General features: G+C 70.1%; 14 protein-coding genes. 9 read left to right on the top strand and 5 right to left on the bottom strand.

Annotated features, from left to right (window positions below):
• The first annotated feature begins 196 nt into the window (after nt 1-196).
• The 7 genes from ACSU53_RS14950 (at nt 197) to ACSU53_RS14980 (ending at nt 6,586) form a co-directional block, all read left to right on the top strand.
• Complete coding sequence (locus ACSU53_RS14950; protein ID WP_437028043.1) at nt 197-1,096, top strand: D-alanyl-D-alanine carboxypeptidase family protein; 900 nt, start codon at nt 197-199, stop codon at nt 1,094-1,096.
• Between the two features lie 262 nt (nt 1,097-1,358).
• Nucleotides 1,359-1,781 (top strand): WXG100 family type VII secretion target, encoded by a 423-nt coding sequence (locus ACSU53_RS14955; protein WP_437028045.1) that lies wholly within the window; start codon nt 1,359-1,361, stop codon nt 1,779-1,781.
• A 28-nt stretch (nt 1,782-1,809) separates the two neighbouring features.
• Nucleotides 1,810-2,127: a WXG100 family type VII secretion target gene (locus ACSU53_RS14960; RefSeq protein ID WP_437028047.1), complete on the top strand. Its 318-nt coding sequence runs from the start codon at nt 1,810-1,812 to the stop codon at nt 2,125-2,127.
• On the top strand, nt 2,127-4,070 hold the full coding sequence (locus tag ACSU53_RS14965) for an RNase A-like domain-containing protein (RefSeq protein WP_437028049.1): 1,944 nt from the start codon (nt 2,127-2,129) through the stop codon (nt 4,068-4,070). The genes ACSU53_RS14960 and ACSU53_RS14965 overlap by 1 nt, the downstream gene beginning before the upstream one ends.
• A 9-nt stretch (nt 4,071-4,079) precedes the next feature.
• Entirely contained in the window at nt 4,080-5,591 is a 1,512-nt protein-coding gene (locus ACSU53_RS14970; protein WP_437028051.1) for a hypothetical protein, read from the top strand.
• Nucleotides 5,592-5,891 (top strand): RNase A-like domain-containing protein, encoded by a 300-nt coding sequence (locus ACSU53_RS14975; protein ID WP_437028053.1) that lies wholly within the window; start codon nt 5,592-5,594, stop codon nt 5,889-5,891.
• Nucleotides 5,892-5,911: 20 nt separating this feature from the next.
• Complete coding sequence (locus ACSU53_RS14980; protein WP_437028055.1) at nt 5,912-6,586, top strand: contact-dependent growth inhibition system immunity protein; 675 nt, start codon at nt 5,912-5,914, stop codon at nt 6,584-6,586.
• A gap of 25 nt (nt 6,587-6,611) precedes the next feature.
• Here ACSU53_RS14980 and ACSU53_RS14985 read toward each other — a convergent pair whose 3' ends face one another.
• The 4 genes from ACSU53_RS14985 to pdhA all read right to left on the bottom strand — a co-directional run bounded on the left by ACSU53_RS14985 (nt 6,612) and on the right by pdhA (nt 11,116).
• Complete coding sequence (locus ACSU53_RS14985; protein ID WP_437028056.1) at nt 6,612-7,250, bottom strand: DUF6518 family protein; 639 nt, start codon at nt 7,248-7,250, stop codon at nt 6,612-6,614.
• Between the two features lie 171 nt (nt 7,251-7,421).
• Nucleotides 7,422-8,885 (bottom strand): dihydrolipoamide acetyltransferase family protein, encoded by a 1,464-nt coding sequence (locus ACSU53_RS14990; protein WP_437028058.1) that lies wholly within the window; start codon nt 8,883-8,885, stop codon nt 7,422-7,424.
• Nucleotides 8,886-8,895: 10 nt separating this feature from the next.
• A complete protein-coding gene (locus tag ACSU53_RS14995; RefSeq protein WP_437028060.1) occupies nt 8,896-9,873 on the bottom strand; it encodes an alpha-ketoacid dehydrogenase subunit beta in 978 nt (325 codons plus the stop codon).
• A 1-nt stretch (nt 9,874) separates the two neighbouring features.
• On the bottom strand, nt 9,875-11,116 hold the full coding sequence (gene pdhA, locus ACSU53_RS15000; RefSeq protein ID WP_437028062.1) for a pyruvate dehydrogenase (acetyl-transferring) E1 component subunit alpha: 1,242 nt from the start codon (nt 11,114-11,116) through the stop codon (nt 9,875-9,877).
• A gap of 435 nt (nt 11,117-11,551) precedes the next feature.
• Between pdhA and ACSU53_RS15005 the strand changes: the two genes are divergently transcribed.
• Nucleotides 11,552-12,535, top strand: a complete 984-nt coding sequence (locus ACSU53_RS15005) for a phosphotransferase enzyme family protein (protein WP_437028064.1) — start codon at nt 11,552-11,554, stop codon at nt 12,533-12,535.
• A gap of 118 nt (nt 12,536-12,653) precedes the next feature.
• Here ACSU53_RS15005 and ACSU53_RS15010 read toward each other — a convergent pair whose 3' ends face one another.
• Entirely contained in the window at nt 12,654-14,240 is a 1,587-nt protein-coding gene (locus ACSU53_RS15010; protein WP_437028066.1) for a protein kinase domain-containing protein, read from the bottom strand.
• 348 nt (nt 14,241-14,588) lie between these two features.
• Here ACSU53_RS15010 and ACSU53_RS15015 point away from each other — a divergent pair, with 348 nt between their 5' ends.
• On the top strand, nt 14,589-16,232 hold the full coding sequence (locus tag ACSU53_RS15015; RefSeq protein WP_437028068.1) for a protein kinase domain-containing protein: 1,644 nt from the start codon (nt 14,589-14,591) through the stop codon (nt 16,230-16,232).
• Nucleotides 16,233-16,316 lie beyond the last annotated feature (84 nt).

The raw sequence follows: 16,316 nt of genomic DNA on the forward strand, positions 1-16,316 counted from the left end.
AACAGGGACGCATCACGGCGCCCGTCCATCATGCGGACCGGCGACGGACGGCGACGGACGGCGACGGCCCGGGTTTTTTCACTGACCCCGCACAACCATCACCCCCCGGTGCGAGTCAGACACGTGCGGCCCCCTGCAGGCCGCACCTCAACTCGACCGCACCGTACGGTCATTCACGGCAATCGGGGTACCTCAGTTGAAAAACGGCATCAAGGGCATCCGTCTGAGCAGAGCGATCGGCGTGGCCCTGACCACAGGCGCCGTCCTCGCCTCCGGAGCCCTCCACGCTGCTCCCGCCCAGGCCGCCGCCGCGCCCACGATCGTCGCCAAGGGCGGCTACGTGATGAACAACGCGAACGGCAAGTCGCTGTACACCAAGGCCGCGGACACCCGCCGCTCGACCGGCTCCACGACGAAGATCATGACCGCCAAGGTCGTCCTGGCGCAGAAGAACCTGAACCTCGACGCCAAGGTCACGATCCAGAAGGCCTACAGCGACTACATCGTCTCCAAGACAGCCTCGTCCGCCCGCCTCATCGTGGGCGACAAGGTCACCGTGCGCCAGCTGCTCTACGGGCTGATGCTGCCGTCCGGCTGCGACGCGGCGTACGCGCTCGCCGACAAGTTCGGCTCGGGCAAGACCCGGGCGGCCCGGGTGAAGTCCTTCATCGGCAAGATGAACGCGGACGCGAAGAAGCTGGGGCTGAAGAACACCCACTTCGACTCGTTCGACGGCATCGGCAACGGCAAGAACTACTCCACCCCGCGCGACCTGACGAAGATCGCCAGCAGCGCGATGAAGAACTCCACGTTCCGCACGATCGTCAAGACCAAGAAGTACACGGCCAAGACGAAGACGAAGACGGGCAGCACCCGCACGATGGCGCCGTGGACCAACACCAACACGCTGCTCAGCAACTACAGCGGCACGATCGGCGTGAAGACCGGCTCCGGCTCCGTCTCGAAGTACTGCCTGGTCTTCGCCGCGACGCGGAACGGCAAGACGGTCATCGGCACCGTCCTGACCTCCTCCTCGGGCGCCCAGCGCGAGAAGGACGCCAAGAAGCTCCTGGGCTACGGCTTCGGCAGGATCTGACCCGCCGGCCGACGGCCACCCATCACCGGCCCGACCCGACCAGGGGCTCACCGGCGCACGGGCGCGGGTGAGCCCCTCGGCGTTGGGCGGTCGGATGCGCAGAAAAAGCCGAGGCCCGGAGGCGCGACACCGGAGTAACGACAGCGCGTCCACCACCCCTGGTCAGCCCGCACCACCTGCCCCGGCCACCCGTCCCCCGGTGCGTAAAATCCCTCAGGACCAGAGGACTTGCATCGACGGTGCGACGGGGGCGAAGCACGGCATGGGAGTGTCCGGACCAGGGGGCTCGGCTCAGGGGAACACACCGGACCTGCGCGTATCGGCTCCCAAGCTGACCAGGCTGGCGAACGACCTGCACGACATGCAGGACCACTTGGACAAGCAGGTCCGCCGCATGGACGCGCTCGTGGACCGCATCGAGGCCGGCTGGCAGGGCCCGGCGGCGACGACCTACCGGAAGTTCCACCGGGCCGCGGCCGAAGACGCCGTGCGCATCCGCGAAGTGATGAAGCATCTGGAGCAGGCCGTACGCCTCAGCCGCGACGGCTTCTCCGAGGAAGACCTGGCCGTACTCGCCCGCATCCGCGCGGTCCAGGTGGACATCGACAGCGAGGTCGACCGGCTCTCCACACCGAACCCGGACGCTGTGCCCCCGCCGCGGCACAGCAGCCTCGACACCTACTGAAAGCCGCCCACAGCACACGGGGGAATCCATGCCCAGCGGAACCGGCGCCGCCGACGACCACATAGCCGTCACCTTCACGACGCTCCACGAACTGGCGGGCGAACTGGAGGACGTTCTCAAGAAACTCAACGAGAAGCTGGACGACCTGTACGACCGTGTCGAGCCGGTCGTCCTGACCTGGACGGGCGAAACCCGTGAGGTCTTCGTCGAGAAGCTCGACGAATGGGACCGCTCGGCCCAGGATCTGCAGGCGGCCCAGAAGTGGCTGCGCGCCTATGTGACCAACGGGCACACCAACTACTCGGCGGCACACAAAGCGGTCCTGCGGAGCTGGGGAGCCGGCTGATGGCTACCCCAGCGCCCCCGCAGCCGAGCCCGTCGGCCACACCGCCCGCGCCGGTCCCCGAGGCGGAGAAGCCCTCCACCCCACCGCTGCCCGAACCGAGCCCCGGCACGTCCCCCGACCCGGACTACGAGCCGCCACCACCGCCTGCCACGGAGCCGGACGGCCGCCCCTCCGACGCCCGCCGCGCGTGGGAGCGCCAACAGCTCAAGCAACCCGCCCCGGACAGCGGTGGCGGCGGCTTCGACGTCAAGCCCGCCCACCTCTACTACACGTCCGCGCTGATCCGGGACGAGCAGTTCACGTTCCACAAGACCGCCACCCAGCACGTCGAGAACGTGCACTACCGACAGGCGGCGGGCAAGGGAGAGGGTTCGGACGCATTCGCCGCGGCCTACAAGGACGTGGCGGAGAAGTTCTTGGACGTGTGGGCCAGAAGCATCCAGAGCATCGGTGGCGTCGCCGTCGGCCTGACCGATACGGCCAACACCTACGTGGCCGCCGACTGGCACTCCCGCGGTATGCACGGACCGCCGCCCCGGAGAGATCCTCCGATCGGGGTCGGCAAGGTCTCGTACGGGCCCGTCGCCTCCATCAAATGGACCGGCACGGGCGACGGCACGGACACGGCCTTCCTCGCGGGAATCGGTGAGATCCCGGACTTCCTGGCCGACTTGATCAAGCCCGCCGTCGAAGAAGGGCTTCGGCTCGGCAAGACCCACGAGATCACACCGGGTGCCCGGACGGACGAACTACGCAGCATCGGGAATGCCTGGGCAGCGGCCGGCAAGGCGGCGCAGGAATCCGCAGACCACTTCACCCAGTGCATCCGGTACATCACGGACGGGAGCAACGGTGAGTGGCAGAGCGCCATGAACGGCTTCTGCCAGTCGATCTGGGGAACGACGGCCTGGGGCGGCAAGTGGGACGAGAACGGGGACGCCGTACCTCCGAAGCAGCAGGGCGGACGCGACTGGCGCACCAACTTCAGGGAGAACCCGGCCACTCGACGCCCCATCATCGAGGTCCTCAGGAAGACCGGCGACACCATGGAGAACGTCTTCCACGAGGCCGCGGGCGCCGCTGACAGGGGCCGGGAAACCACCCAGCGGCTCGCCCTGGAGGCCACCAAGGCGACCGTCAGACACTTCGTACCGGATGGCATCAGCTGGTCCGACCTCACCAGACTGGCCGCCGTGCTCACGTTCGGCGAGGTCGTGCTCGTCTTCCGGTCCTACATGGACAAGTCCGGCGTCGACAAGGCAGTGGAAGCACGGCACCAGGCTTTCCACGAAGGAGCCGAAAAGCTGCGGTCCCTCTTGCCGGAACTCCAGGAGGCCTGGCTCAGCGCACCCACCTACGCGTCGGAGGAGGCACGCGCGGAGGCCTTCGGGGCACGGGCGTTGAACGAGTTCAAGGCGGAACACAAGTGGAGCACGCCGGGCGACGCGGACCGTGGCATCTACAAAGTGGACCTCGCCTCGACGGAGTGGTTGGAGAACTCCCACACGGTCAGCAAACACGTCGGCCTGGACGACAACCAACTGGCCCAACGCCTGCGCGACGACCTCAAGAAACCGCCCCGCCCGGGCACGGAATGGCCTCACGGCCAGCCAAGAGTCGCAGAGGCCTCGTCCTTCAAAGACCTCGAAACGGCCCAGAGACTGACGCAGTACAACATCGACAAGAATTCAAAAGAACTCCAGGATTGGCTTTCCGACCCGGACCGGAAGCGCGGCGATCGCACCGATCTATTCCTCGAAACAACTCCGTTCGGAGTCACGGGGAGGAGTATCGGCAAGGAGGAAATCAAAAATCACCCCTTCCCCGCCCATGCGACCCAGGATGTGTACGGTGTGGAGACGCGGGTCCTCTACAACCCGGACCTCGACCCACCCATCACTGTGTTGACCTCGATGCCCAAGAACAAGGAGTCCAAAGGATAGGATGACTGCGTGACGGATCGAGCAAAGGTCGGGTACTGGACATTCGAAGGCGCCCGCATGCTCCTGGACCGCTACGACGGGTGGGGCCGGAGCATCCCCGATGACCCTGCTCAGTGGCAGATGCATCTCTTCCCGCTCATCCGCGGGATCCGCAACTCTGCCTGCGACGGAAGACGGAATCTGACTGAAATCGCAGCCCAGCTGAGGTTGGCGGCAGAACTATTTCCCGATTCGTCAGACACCATTCAGCAAGCTCTCGACCGCATTCCGCGGTCCGCCACTGAGGAGCGCACGCCCGACACCTGGAAAGAGATCGCCGATCATGTGGACAATTGGGATCACCGAATCGACGACGCTTCCTACCTGAGTGTCCCCCTGACCACGAGGGAATTGCTGCTCCGTTTCCCACGCTTTGATCAGATCCTCCCGATCTACTTCGGTCAGGACGGTGTCGCCATCAGCGATGACATGCAGGATGCCACTACGGAAGAAGGCATCCGCATGTACATCCGGGAGACTCATCCCCGCTGCCCGTGGGAGATGCCGAGCGTCGTCTCCGAGTGCTACCAGGCCATCGCACTGTTCCACACGGAATACCAGATGGACCAGTTCTTCTGCCACTACGCCATGGGCGGCGGAGCGGGAGGGTCCGACGACTTCATGGATTTCTTCCCACTCTTTGCCCGTCTGTGCATCGATCACCTGAAGGAAGCCCACTCACCGCTGTGGGAACCAACCTGTTCCTCGACTCCCATCAGGCGACGCCCTGCACACAATGAACCCGGACGTCACTCGTTCCTCGAGGGCGCCCACAGGGTGCTGGACCGGTACGACGGTGAGAGTCGGCGGATCCCCGACGATCCCGGGCAATGGCAGGCAGAGCTCTTTCCGCTGTTGCGTGGTACCCGCAGGGCCGAGTTGGACGGTGGGCGAAAAATGGCGGAGATCGCTAGGGAACTCCGCGTGGCCGGGGATCTCTACGAGCAGTTCCCCGACGGCTCCCATCCGGACTTGCTGGGGATCCCCCAAGCTGCGACCAGGGAGCGAACGCCCGACGTTCTCCGGCAGATCGCTCGTCATATGGAAGAGTGGGACTCTCGGGCCGATCGTCGCTCATACGCGGAAGTTCCCTTTACTGCACGGGAGTTGCTCCTGCGCTTCCCGCGTCTCGAACACCTCCTCCCGGCCCGGTTCGGCCACGACGGCGTCGCCGTCAGCAAGGACGAGCAGGGCCCCGGGGCCGAGGAACGCATCCGCTTGTACATTGCAGAAACCCACCCCCACTGCCCCTGGGAACTCCCGAGCGTCGTCTCCGAGTGCTCCCAGGCCATCGCAATGTTCCACACCGAAGAACAGATGGACCAGTTCTTCTACGCCGCCATGGGGGCCGACTCCCAAGGTGCCGGGGACTTCATGGATCTCTTCCCTCTTCTTGCCCGGCTGTGCATCGAGCACCTGAAGGAAGCCCACTCGCCTCTGTGGGAGCCCCAACCCACCAACCCTCGGACGAAGGCCGACTAGATGCGCACCCGAACCGCCACCTACCCCGATCACGAGACGGCCCAGTGGGCCACCCAGCACGTCGTCAGCGCCAACGAGCAGCTCATCCACCGTTGGCTTGCGCAGTCCACCAGGCCCCGGCTCACCGTCGAGGCGTCCTGGCCGTCCCGTGACGCGCCGGTAGGGCGGGTGCTGCTGCAGGCGATGATGCTGGCCGGCCGGGAGCCGGTGGATGTACGCGCCGCGCGGGTGATCCTCAAGCGGGATCCCTCCCGGCCTCACGGCTTCGCCGTACATGCCACTTTCCCGATCTACCTCTGACCCTGAAGAGGCAACCCACCGTGCCACTGAGCCCTTTCGATCACGACCGCCGCTACGGCGAGCTGGACCAGGTCGTGCGCGCCTACCTCGGTCAGCCCGCGGACGACACCCCTGATGAGCCGAGCAAGGCCCTCACCGCCTACCTGCGCCACACCTGGCACACCCGTCCCTGGGCCCTGGCCACGGCCGAACGCCAGCTGCGGGAGTACGCGGAAAATCCGCCCGGACGCCTCCGGCTGCGCCTGGGCGAGTTCTACGCGATCCCCGACGTCGGCCTGCCCGAGGGGGAGATCCAGCAGTGGCTCCGCTGCCTGGCCGACCACATCCGCCACAGCGTCGAACAGGGGGAGGTTCCGGCCCCGTCAGCTCCGGCCACCCACTGGGAGTGGCATGCGCGGTTCCCCGAGCTCGCCCAGCTCCTGGGCGGGTGGTTCTCCCAGGACATGCCCGACGAGTTCGACGATCACGACGCGGCCCTCGACGACTACCGCGCCGGCAGCGACACCCAGCTGACCGCCCGTCTCGTCGGTGAAGTGCATGAACTGCTCGCCCTCGACCTCGACGAGTTCGATTACGCTCTCGCCCTGGCCGAACTGGGCATGGAGGTCGACCCGCCCGTGCCGTTCTCCCCCAGTGGGTGGCTCGCCCTCGTCGTCCGCCGCTTCACCGGGTCGAGGCCGCAGGGGGACCCCTGAACAACGGCTTCCGTGGGAGCTGCCGTCAGACGGTCCCGATCAAGGCGTCCAGGATCAGCTCCTCGGCGCCGACGAAGACGGCGGCGAGGAGCGGGGCGAGTAGGGGGCAGAGCCAGGCCCGGGGGACGCGGGCGCGCACGAGGTACGTCGTCAGGACGGCGGTAAGGAGGACGCCGGCCGTCAGGAAGACGGTCGCCCCGGTCCAGTAGTGCAGGGCCAGGCCGAACCAGAGCCCCTCGCCCAGCACCACCATCGCCACGACCGCACCCGCCGCCGCCCGCACCTGCCCGGAGCCGCGGCGCACCGTCCACCCGGCCCAGCCCAGCAACGGCCCGCCGGCCAGCCCCGCAACGGTCCACACCGCGGCGGTGCCGAGCCCTCCGGCGCCGAAGTGGCCCCCGAGCGTGGACGCCGCGTAGTACCCGGAGCAGGTGAACAGCATCATCAGCGGCCCGCCCGCCACGGCGCCCCGCCGGGACGGCACGAGTGCCCCGGCCAGCGCGGTCCACAGGATCCAGGTCGAGACCGAGTTGGTCGCCCGGTCCAGCACCGGTGTGATCCCGTGCAGGGTGTAGGTCGCCCAGCCGAGGAGCAGCCCGAAGGCTGCGATCGCGCTGAGGGCGGTGCCGGGAGCGTCGCGGCGGAAGGTGGTCACGGTGGCCATGGGCGGACTATACACGGCATGTATACGCGTCGTGTATAGCTGCCCGGGGCTGCGGGAACGAGCCGAGGCTGCGACGGCGGGAGGGGCAGCGGGCCGGGGGGAGGCAGGAGGGGCGCCGCCACTCGAACATGCGGCGCCCCTCCCGGCGTCAGCCGATCCGGATCGTGGCCGTCAGGCCCAGGTGATCAGCCTCTTCGGCTGTTCCAGGACCGCGGCCACGTCGGCCAGGACCTTGGAGCCGAGTTCGCCGTCGACCAGGCGGTGGTCGAAGGACAGGGCGAGGGTGGTGACCTGACGCGGCTTCACCTTGCCCTTGTGGACCCACGGCTGGAGCTTGATCGCACCGACCGCGAGGATCGCGGACTCGCCGGGGTTCAGGATGGGCGTGCCCGTGTCGACGCCGAAGACGCCGACATTGGTGATGGTCACCGTGCCGCCCTGCATCGCGGCCGGGGAGGTCTTGCCCTCCCGTGCCGTGGACACCAGTTCACCGAGGGACGCGGCCAGTTGCGGCAGGGTCTTGGCGTGGGCGTCCTTGATGTTCGGGACGATCAGGCCGCGGGGGGTGGCCGCCGCGATGCCCAGGTTGACGTAGTGCTTGACCACGATCTCCTGGGCCGCCTCGTCCCAGGAGGCGTTGATGTCGGGGTTGCGCCGGATCGCGACCAGCAGGGCCTTGGCGATCAGCAGCAGCGGGTTGACCCGCAGCCCGGCGAACTCCTTGTCCTGCTTGAGCTCCTCGACCAGCTTCATCGTGCGGGTCACGTCGACCGTCACGAACTCGGTGACGTGCGGTGCGGTGAAGGCCGAGCCGACCATCGCCGCCGCCGTCGCCTTGCGCACGCCCTTGACCGGGACGCGGGTCTCGCGGGCGGTGTCGTAGGACGCCGCTGCGGGAGCCGCGGCTGCGGGCGCGGGCGCCGGGGCCGGGGCCGGGGCCGGGGCCGGGGCGGCGGGGGCCGGGGTCTGGGCCTGGGCCTGGGGCTCGGGCGCCTTCGGCTGAGCCGCCGCGTGCACGTCGTCCCGGGTGATGATGCCGTCCGGGCCGGTCGGGACGACCGTGGTCAGGTCGACGCCGAGGTCCTTGGCCAGCTTGCGCACGGGCGGCTTGGCCAGGGGACGCTGCCCGCCCGCGACCGGCTCGGCGGCGGGCGCCGGGGCGGGCTCGGCGGCGGGCGCCGGGGGCGGGGTGTGGCCGTTGAGTTCCGGCTGGGGAGCCGCCGGCTTGCGCGGGCGGCGGCGGGTGGAGGACGTGGCCACGCCGTAGCCGACCAGCACGGGCTGGCGGCCCGAGCCCTTCGACTCCGGCTCCGGCTCGGGCTCGGCCGCGGTGTCCGGCGCGGGCGGCGCCGCCTCCTCGGCCGGAGCCGCGCCGCCGGAGACGTCCACCGCGATGATGGACGTGCCCACGTCGACCGTGGTGCCCTCCGGGAAGTGCAGGGCGCGGACCACGCCGTCGTAGGGGATGGGCAGTTCGACGGCCGCCTTGGCCGTCTCGACCTCGCAGACCACCTGGCCGTCGGTGACGGTGTCACCGGGCTGGACGTACCACTTGAGGATCTCGGCCTCGGTGAGGCCCTCGCCCACGTCCGGCATCTTGAACTCGCGTACGGACGCGTTCGTCATCGTCGTCACGACCCCCTCCTCAGTACGCCATCGAGCGGTCGACGGCATCGAGCACCCGGTCCAAATCCGGGAGGTAGGACTCCTCCAGGCGGGCCGGCGGGTACGGCGCGTGGTAGCCGCCCACCCGCAGGACCGGGGCCTCCAGGTGGTAGAAGCAGCGCTCCGTGATCCGGGCGGCGATCTCAGCGCCCGAGCCGAAGAACACCGGGGCCTCGTGGACGACGACCAGGCGGCGCGTCTTCTCCACGGACGCCTGGATCGCGTCGAAGTCGATCGGGGAGACCGAGCGCAGGTCCAGCACCTCCAGGGAGCGGCCCTCCTCGGCGGCCGCGTCCGCGACCTCCTGGCAGAGCTTCACCATCGGGCCGTAGGCCACCAGCGTCAGGTCGGTGCCCTCGCGGGCCACGTGCGCGGTGTGCAGGGGGCCGGGGATGGCCTCGGTGTTGACCTCGGCCTTGTCCCAGTAGCGCCGCTTGGGCTCGAAGAAGATCACCGGGTCGTCGCTCTGGATGGCCTGCTGCATCATCCAGTACGCGTCCGAGGCGTTCGACGGCGAGACGATCTTCAGGCCGGCGACGTGCGCGAACAGCGACTCGGGGGACTCGGAGTGGTGCTCCACCGCGCCGATGCCGCCGCCGTAGGGGATCCGCACGACGACGGGCATCTTGACCTTGCCCAGCGCGCGGGCGTGCATCTTCGCGAGCTGCGTGACGATCTGGTCGTACGCCGGGAAGACGAAGCCGTCGAACTGGATCTCCACGACCGGGCGGTAGCCGCGCAGGGCCAGGCCGATCGCCGTGCCGACGATGCCCGACTCGGCGAGCGGGGTGTCGATGACGCGGCTCTCGCCGAAGTCCTTCTGCAGCCCGTCCGTCACCCGGAACACGCCGCCCAGCTTGCCGACGTCCTCGCCCATGACGAGGACCTTCGGGTCCGTCTCCAGGGCGCGGCGCAGCGACTCGTTGATCGCCTTGGCCAGGGCCATCTTCTCTGCCATGTCACTTACCCCCGTCCGCGTCGGCGAAGGACGCCTGGTAGGCGGCGAACTGCGCCCGTTCCTCGTCGACGAGGGCGTGTCCGTCCGCGTAGACGTTCTCGAAGATGGCGAAGTGGTCCGGGTCCGGCATGGCACGGACCGCTTCGCGCACTCGTTTGCCCAACGCCTCGGACTCGGTCTCCAGTTCCGCGAAGAATCCCTCGTCCGCGTGGTTTGAGAGTTCGAGGTGGCGGCGCAGGCGCAGGAGCGGGTCCTTGGCCTCCCAGGCGGCCCGCTCGTCGTCGTGGCGGTAGCGGGTGGGGTCGTCGGAGGTGGTGTGGGCGCCCATGCGGTAGGTGAACGCCTCCAGCAGCGTCGGGCCCTCACCGCTGCGGGCCCGCTCCAGGGCCCACCTGGTGGCGGCGAGCGTCGCGAGGACGTCGTTGCCGTCCACGCGCAGGCCCGGGAAGCCGAAGCCGCGGGCGCGCTGGTAGAGCGGCACCCGGGACTGCTTCTCGGTCGGCTCGGAGATCGCCCACTGGTTGTTCTGGCAGAAGAAGACGACCGGGGCGTTGTAGACCGCGGAGAAGGTGAACGCCTCGGCGACGTCGCCCTGGCTGGAGGCACCGTCGCCGAAGTAGGCGACGACGGCGCTGTCCGCGCCGTCCTTGGTGATGCCCATGGCGTAGCCGGTGGCGTGCAGCGTCTGGGAGCCGATGACGATCGTGTACAGGTGGAAGTTGTTGCTGTTGGGGTCCCAGCCGCCGTTGTTCACGCCGCGGAACATGCCGAGCAGGTTGGTGGGGTCGACTCCCCGGCACCAGGCGACGCCGTGCTCGCGGTAGGTGGGGAAGACGTAGTCGTCGTCGCGCAGCGCCCGGCCGGAGCCGATCTGCGCCGCCTCCTGGCCGAGCAGCGAGGCCCACAGGCCCAGCTCGCCCTGGCGCTGCAGCGAGGTGGCCTCGGCGTCGAAGCGGCGGGTGAGCACCATGTCGCGGTACAGCCCGCGCAGGTCGTCGGCGGTGATGTCGGCGACGTACGGATCGAACTCGGCGTTCTTGACGCGCTTGCCCTCGGGCGTCAGCAGCTGGACGAGGGCGGGCTCGGCGCTCGCGGCGGCACCGGTGGCCTTCCTGGCGGTGGTGGCCTTCTTGGCCGCGCCGGTGGCCTTCTTGGCCGCGGCGCCGCTCTTGGTGCCGGTGGCGCCGGCCTTGCTTCCGGCGCTGCGTCGCGGTGTGCGCGGGGCAGTGCTCTCCACGGTCACGTGTGCTCCTCCGTCGGTCCGGCCCCCGGGGTTGCCGGGTGACCTGGGGGTCTTCCCCGCTCACGGAGCGGGAAAGGCTCACCTGTTTTCGGCCACCGGGCACGGGGTGGGTGCCACTCGACCGGGAACAGGCGTGACAGGTGCCCCGGCGAGCGCCCTGCAATGTGCACGTTACCCAGTGCGACACATTTCTGTGAAACCCCACCTGACCTGCGTTTTTGCTTGGATTTCCAAGTAAATCGGGAAGGTCTTGCGGGTGCACTGGTCACAGCCTTGCAGGAGGCCGGAGCAACGGCACGTTATCCCGGCCACCCCGGGCTCGGGAAGAGCCGAGCCGCACCACCGGCGTCGGAACGGACACCCAGTGCGACCGGAATTGACTGGGTGTGACACCGCGCAGCTCACGGGGGTGCGCGTTCCCCTAGCATCCGGCGCGTGTCGCAACTCCGTGTACCACCTCCCGCACCGCACGCGCCCCCTCTGCGCGCCCTCCTGAGCCGGTACGCCGCCGGTTCGGCCGTCACCTGCGAGCCCGTCGAGGAGGGGCTGCTCAACCGCGGTTACCGCCTGCGCACGACGCGCGGCCGCTACTTCCTCAAGCACCACTTCGACCCGGAGACCGCGGACCCGGCGGCGATCGGCCGTCAGCACCGGGCCACCCTGCGCCTGGCCGGGCTCGGGGTCCCGGTGGCGCCGCCGCTGCCCGCGCGGGACGGGCGCACCGTCGTGCTGGTCGGCGGCCACGCCTTCGCCCTGCACCCGTGGATCGACGGCCGGCACCGCCACGGCGGCCAGCTCACCCCCGAGCAGTGCGGTCGGCTGGGGGCGCTGCTCGGCGCGGTGCACGCCGGTCTGGAGCGCGTGATGCCGGCGCACGGCCGCACGGCCGCCGGACCGGCCCCCGCCGCCGACCCGGCCGACACCTTCGACCTGATCGACGCCCTCGCCCGGCACCGGCTGCTGGAACGCCGCACGCTCCTGGAACGGCACGCGCACCGGCGCCCCCCGCGCGGTGGCGCGGTGGGGTGGGTGCACGGCGACTTCCACCCGTTCAACCTGCTCTACCGGGGAGACGCGCCGGCCGCCATCGTCGACTGGGACCGGCTGGGCGTGCAGCCCCGCGCGGAGGAGGCGGTGCGGGCCGCGGCGATCTTCTTCGTGCGGCCCGGCGGCACCCTCGACCTGCCGCGCGTGCGGGCCTACGCCCGGGCCTACCGGGGTGCCGCCGCGGCCACGCCGTCGGACCTGGCGGCGGCGGTGCACCGGGTCTGGTGGGAACGCCTCAACGACTTCTGGATCCTGCGCTGGCACTACGAACGCGCCGACACCCGCGCGGACGACCAGTTCCCCGCCACGGCCGCGCTGGCCGTGTGGCGGACCCGGGAGTACGACGCGGTGTGCGACGCGTTCGTGGCATGAGGCGGGCGCACCCCTGGCACGAGGCGGACGCGTCCGCGGCACGAGGCGGGCGCGTCCGTGGCACGGGGCAGCGGAGTGCGGACGGGGAACGCGCGGGACGGCGGCCTGCGCCCGGGCGTCAGTTGCCGACGTCGCCCGTGCCGCCGGCGTCCTCGCCGCCGCCGGTCGCGCCCTCTGCCGCGCCGCCGCCCGTCGGCTGCGTCGCGGGCGGGGTCGACGGCTCCTCCGGCTCCGTGGTCGGGTCGGTCGGTGCCGTCGGGTCCTGGCCCGTCGGGTCACCCGTCGGGTCCGGGGTGGGCTGCTGCGTGGGCCGCTCGGTCGGCTGCTGGGTCGGCGTCCAGTTGCCGCCGGAGCCCGTCCCGGTGCCCGGGTCGGTGTCCTGGCTCGGCTCCTGGTCGACGTCGTCGCTGGGGCTCTCGCTGGACTTCTCGTCCTCGGTGGTCTGCGAGGTCGTCGGCGACTTCTCCGGCTTCTCGCCGCCCCCCGCGCCACCGGAGTTGTTGAGCGCCAGGGCGACACCGGCCACGACGGCGATCACCGCGAGCACGGCCAGCACCCACAGCTTGCCGCGCCCGCTGCCGCGGTTGCCGCCGCCCTCGAAGCCGCCGTCGTCCCCGCCGCCGTACCCGGCGGGCAGGATCGGCTGCGGGATCGCCGCGGTGCCCGCGGCGTCGGGGTGCGGCATCACGGACGTGCCGGCGAAGCCGGCCGCCGGGGTGCTGCGGCCGTCGTGCACGTCGACCGGGCCGGTGTTCCAGGTGCCGGTGTGGCCGCCCTGGTCGTAGAGCATCTGCAGCGCGTACTGGACCAGCCCGCGCATCTCCTCGGCCGTCTGGAAGCGGTCGTCCGGCTCCTTGGCGAGCGAGCGCATCACCAGCCCGTCCAGTTCCGGCGGGCTCGCGTCCGACGCCTCGGACGGCGGCGTGGGGATGTCCTGGACGTGCTGGTACACCACCGACAGCGGCGTCTCACCGGTGAACGGGGGACGCAGCGCCAGCAGTTCGTACATCAGGCAGCCGGTGGCGTACAGGTCGGAGCGGTGGTCGACGGCCTTGCCGAGCGCCTGCTCCGGCGAAAGGTACTGCGGGGTGCCCATGACCATGCCGGTCTGCGTCATCGTCGTGGACGCGCCGTGCAGGGCACGGGCGATGCCGAAGTCCATCACCTTCACGGCGCCGTTGTTGGTGATGATGACGTTGGCGGGCTTGATGTCCCGGTGCACGATGCCGTGCTGGTGGGAGTAGGCGAGTGCCTCCAGCACCCCGGAGACGATGATCAGCGCCTGCTCGGGGCCCGGCGCCTCGGCGTTCATCAGCAGGTCCCGGATGGTGCGGCCCTCGACCAGCTCCATCACGATGTACGGCACGGGCTGGCCGCCCATGACGTCCTCGCCGGAGTCGTAGACGGCGACGATCGCATGGTGGTTGAGGCCGGCGACGGACTGTGCCTCACGCGTGAAGCGGGCCTTGGCGATCGGGTCCTCGGCGAGGTCGGAACGCAGCAGCTTGACGGCGACGGTGCGTCCCAGACGCACGTCCTCGGCGGCGAACACCTCGGCCATGCCGCCCCGGCCGAGCCGGTGCGTCAGCCGGTACCGGCCGTCGCCGACGAGCCCGCCGTTGCCCCAGTTGTCCGGCGCGTCCGACATGCCGCCGCCAGTCGCCTCGGGGTCGGACGGGCCCTGGGCGCGCTGCTGCTGTGCCATCAGTCCTCGCCGTCGTTTCTGCCCGCGGTACGCGCGGTGTTGTCACGGTCTCTCCGTCGAGCCACGCTACAGCCTTTGCGCGAGCCTTCGGTCCGGTACGGCCCGCGGGGACCGGGACGAGACGGACCGGTCATGAAACCCGCACTCCATACGGTCGTGCAAATTGCGTGTACCGGCCGTACGCCTGCGGTAACGCTTCCGCGACGCTTCTTTCGCGTACGGTCACGGAACGGGCACCGCGCTTGACGTGTCGGTGACCTGCGGCAGACTTGGCCGGGAATAGCACACGGGATCTACGACGGACGGTCACCGACGACGGCGCCGGAGAGGCTACGGGGGAAGCGGAACATGAGCCAGGACGGCGCACAGGGCCACCACGCGGGACGTTCGCTCGCCGGCGGACGTTACCAACTGCGGGACCTGCTCGGCCAGGGCGGCATGGCCTCCGTCCACCTCGCGTACGACAGCGTGCTCGACCGTCAGGTCGCGATCAAGACACTGCACACGGAACTCGGCCGGGAGCAGGCCTTCCGTGAGCGCTTCCGCCGCGAGGCGCAGTCCGTGGCCAAGCTCACGCACACCAACATCGTGTCGGTCTTCGACACCGGCGAGGACGACCTCGACGGCATGACCACCCCGTACATCGTCATGGAGTACGTCGAGGGCCGCCCGCTGGGCTCGGTGCTCGACGAGGACGTGCGCCGGCACGGCGCGATGCCCGCCGACAAGGCCCTGAAGATCACCGCGGACGTGCTCGCGGCCCTGGAGATCAGCCACGAGATGGGCCTGGTCCACCGGGACATCAAGCCGGGCAACGTGATGATGACCAAGCGCGACGTGGTCAAGGTCATGGACTTCGGCATCGCCCGCGCCATGCAGTCCGGTGTCACGTCGATGACGCAGACCGGCATGGTCGTCGGCACCCCCCAGTACCTCTCGCCGGAGCAGGCGCTCGGCCGGGGCGTGGACGCCCGGTCCGACCTCTACTCGGTCGGCATCATGCTGTTCCAGCTGGTCACCGGCCGCCTCCCGTTCGACGCCGACTCCCCGCTGGCCATCGCCTACGCCCACGTGCAGGAGGAGCCGCCGGCCGCCTCCTCCATCAACCGTTCGCTGCCCCCGGCCGTGGACGCGCTGATCGCCCGCGCCCTGAAGAAGAACCCCAACGAGCGGTTCCCCAGCGCCGAGGCGATGCGCGGGGAGTGCCTGCGGGTGGGCCAGTCCTTCCAGGCGGCCCCGCCGAGCATCGTCCCCGGCACGCAGGCGCCGGCCGGCTCGGGCGTCGGCTCCGCGGTGTTCCCGCCGGTCGACCAGACCGGCCCGGCGCAGTCGGGCAACGTCCAGACCCCGTACCAGCCGAGCCCCACCCCCACGCCCCACCCGTACGGCTCCCCGGCTCCGGCCCCGTCGTACGGCTACCCGCAGCAGGGGGGCTACCCGACGCCGCACCCGTCGGCCTACTCCGCGCAGTCCGGCCCGGCGACGCCCGCCCCGTACACGATCTCGCCGCCGCCCGCCGCGTCGGGCGGCCCGGGCGGGGGGCGGGGCAACCGCCCGGTGATCGTCGGCTCGGTCGTGGTCTCCGTCCTCGCGGTCGGCGGCCTGATCGCCGCGCTGGCGCTGAACGGCGGCGGCGGCGAGGAGAACAAGGGCGGCGGCAGCACGCCCTCGGCGTCGGCCACCAAGGCGGAGGGCTACCGCGGGCCGGACACGTCGAAGACGATCGACAAGGAGGAGTGCGAGGAGCCGCAGGAGTCGTACAACGACCCCGACAAGATCCGGCTCCCGAACTTCAAGTTCAAGTACATCAAGTCGGTCAAGGAGTGCTTCCAGGCGGCCGGCTGGGGCGACCTGAAGATCGTCAACGTGGACGAGAACGTCTACGGCGAGGGATCCGTCCGCGAGCAGTTCCCGCCGGCCGGCACCGACGTCGACCCCGAGGACATGCCGCAGATCACGCTCAAGGTCTCCACCGGCAACCCGCCTGCCTGAACCGGGCGGCGGCACGCACGTCGAAGGGGCCCGGCAGGATGCCGGGCCCCTTCCGCTCGTCCGGGTGGCGGAGCGTGCCGCTGC

The organism is Streptomyces sp. enrichment culture (genome assembly GCF_964273255.1).
GTDB lineage: Bacteria > Actinomycetota > Actinomycetes > Streptomycetales > Streptomycetaceae > Streptomyces.

What these genes read in the sequence shown, in the direction of transcription:
- ACSU53_RS15010 (WP_437028066.1), bottom strand. Translation starts at nt 14,240, where the DNA reads ATGGCACAGCAGCAGCGCGCCCAGGGCCCGTCCGACCCCGAGGCGACT.
- ACSU53_RS14975 (WP_437028053.1), top strand. Translation starts at nt 5,592, where the DNA reads ATGCGCACCCGAACCGCCACCTACCCCGATCACGAGACGGCCCAGTGG.
- ACSU53_RS14960 (WP_437028047.1), top strand. Translation starts at nt 1,810, where the DNA reads ATGCCCAGCGGAACCGGCGCCGCCGACGACCACATAGCCGTCACCTTC.
- ACSU53_RS14955 (WP_437028045.1), top strand. Translation starts at nt 1,359, where the DNA reads ATGGGAGTGTCCGGACCAGGGGGCTCGGCTCAGGGGAACACACCGGAC.
- ACSU53_RS15015 (WP_437028068.1), top strand. Translation starts at nt 14,589, where the DNA reads ATGAGCCAGGACGGCGCACAGGGCCACCACGCGGGACGTTCGCTCGCC.
- ACSU53_RS14995 (WP_437028060.1), bottom strand. Translation starts at nt 9,873, where the DNA reads ATGGCAGAGAAGATGGCCCTGGCCAAGGCGATCAACGAGTCGCTGCGC.
- ACSU53_RS14965 (WP_437028049.1), top strand. Translation starts at nt 2,127, where the DNA reads ATGGCTACCCCAGCGCCCCCGCAGCCGAGCCCGTCGGCCACACCGCCC.
- ACSU53_RS14985 (WP_437028056.1), bottom strand. Translation starts at nt 7,250, where the DNA reads ATGGCCACCGTGACCACCTTCCGCCGCGACGCTCCCGGCACCGCCCTC.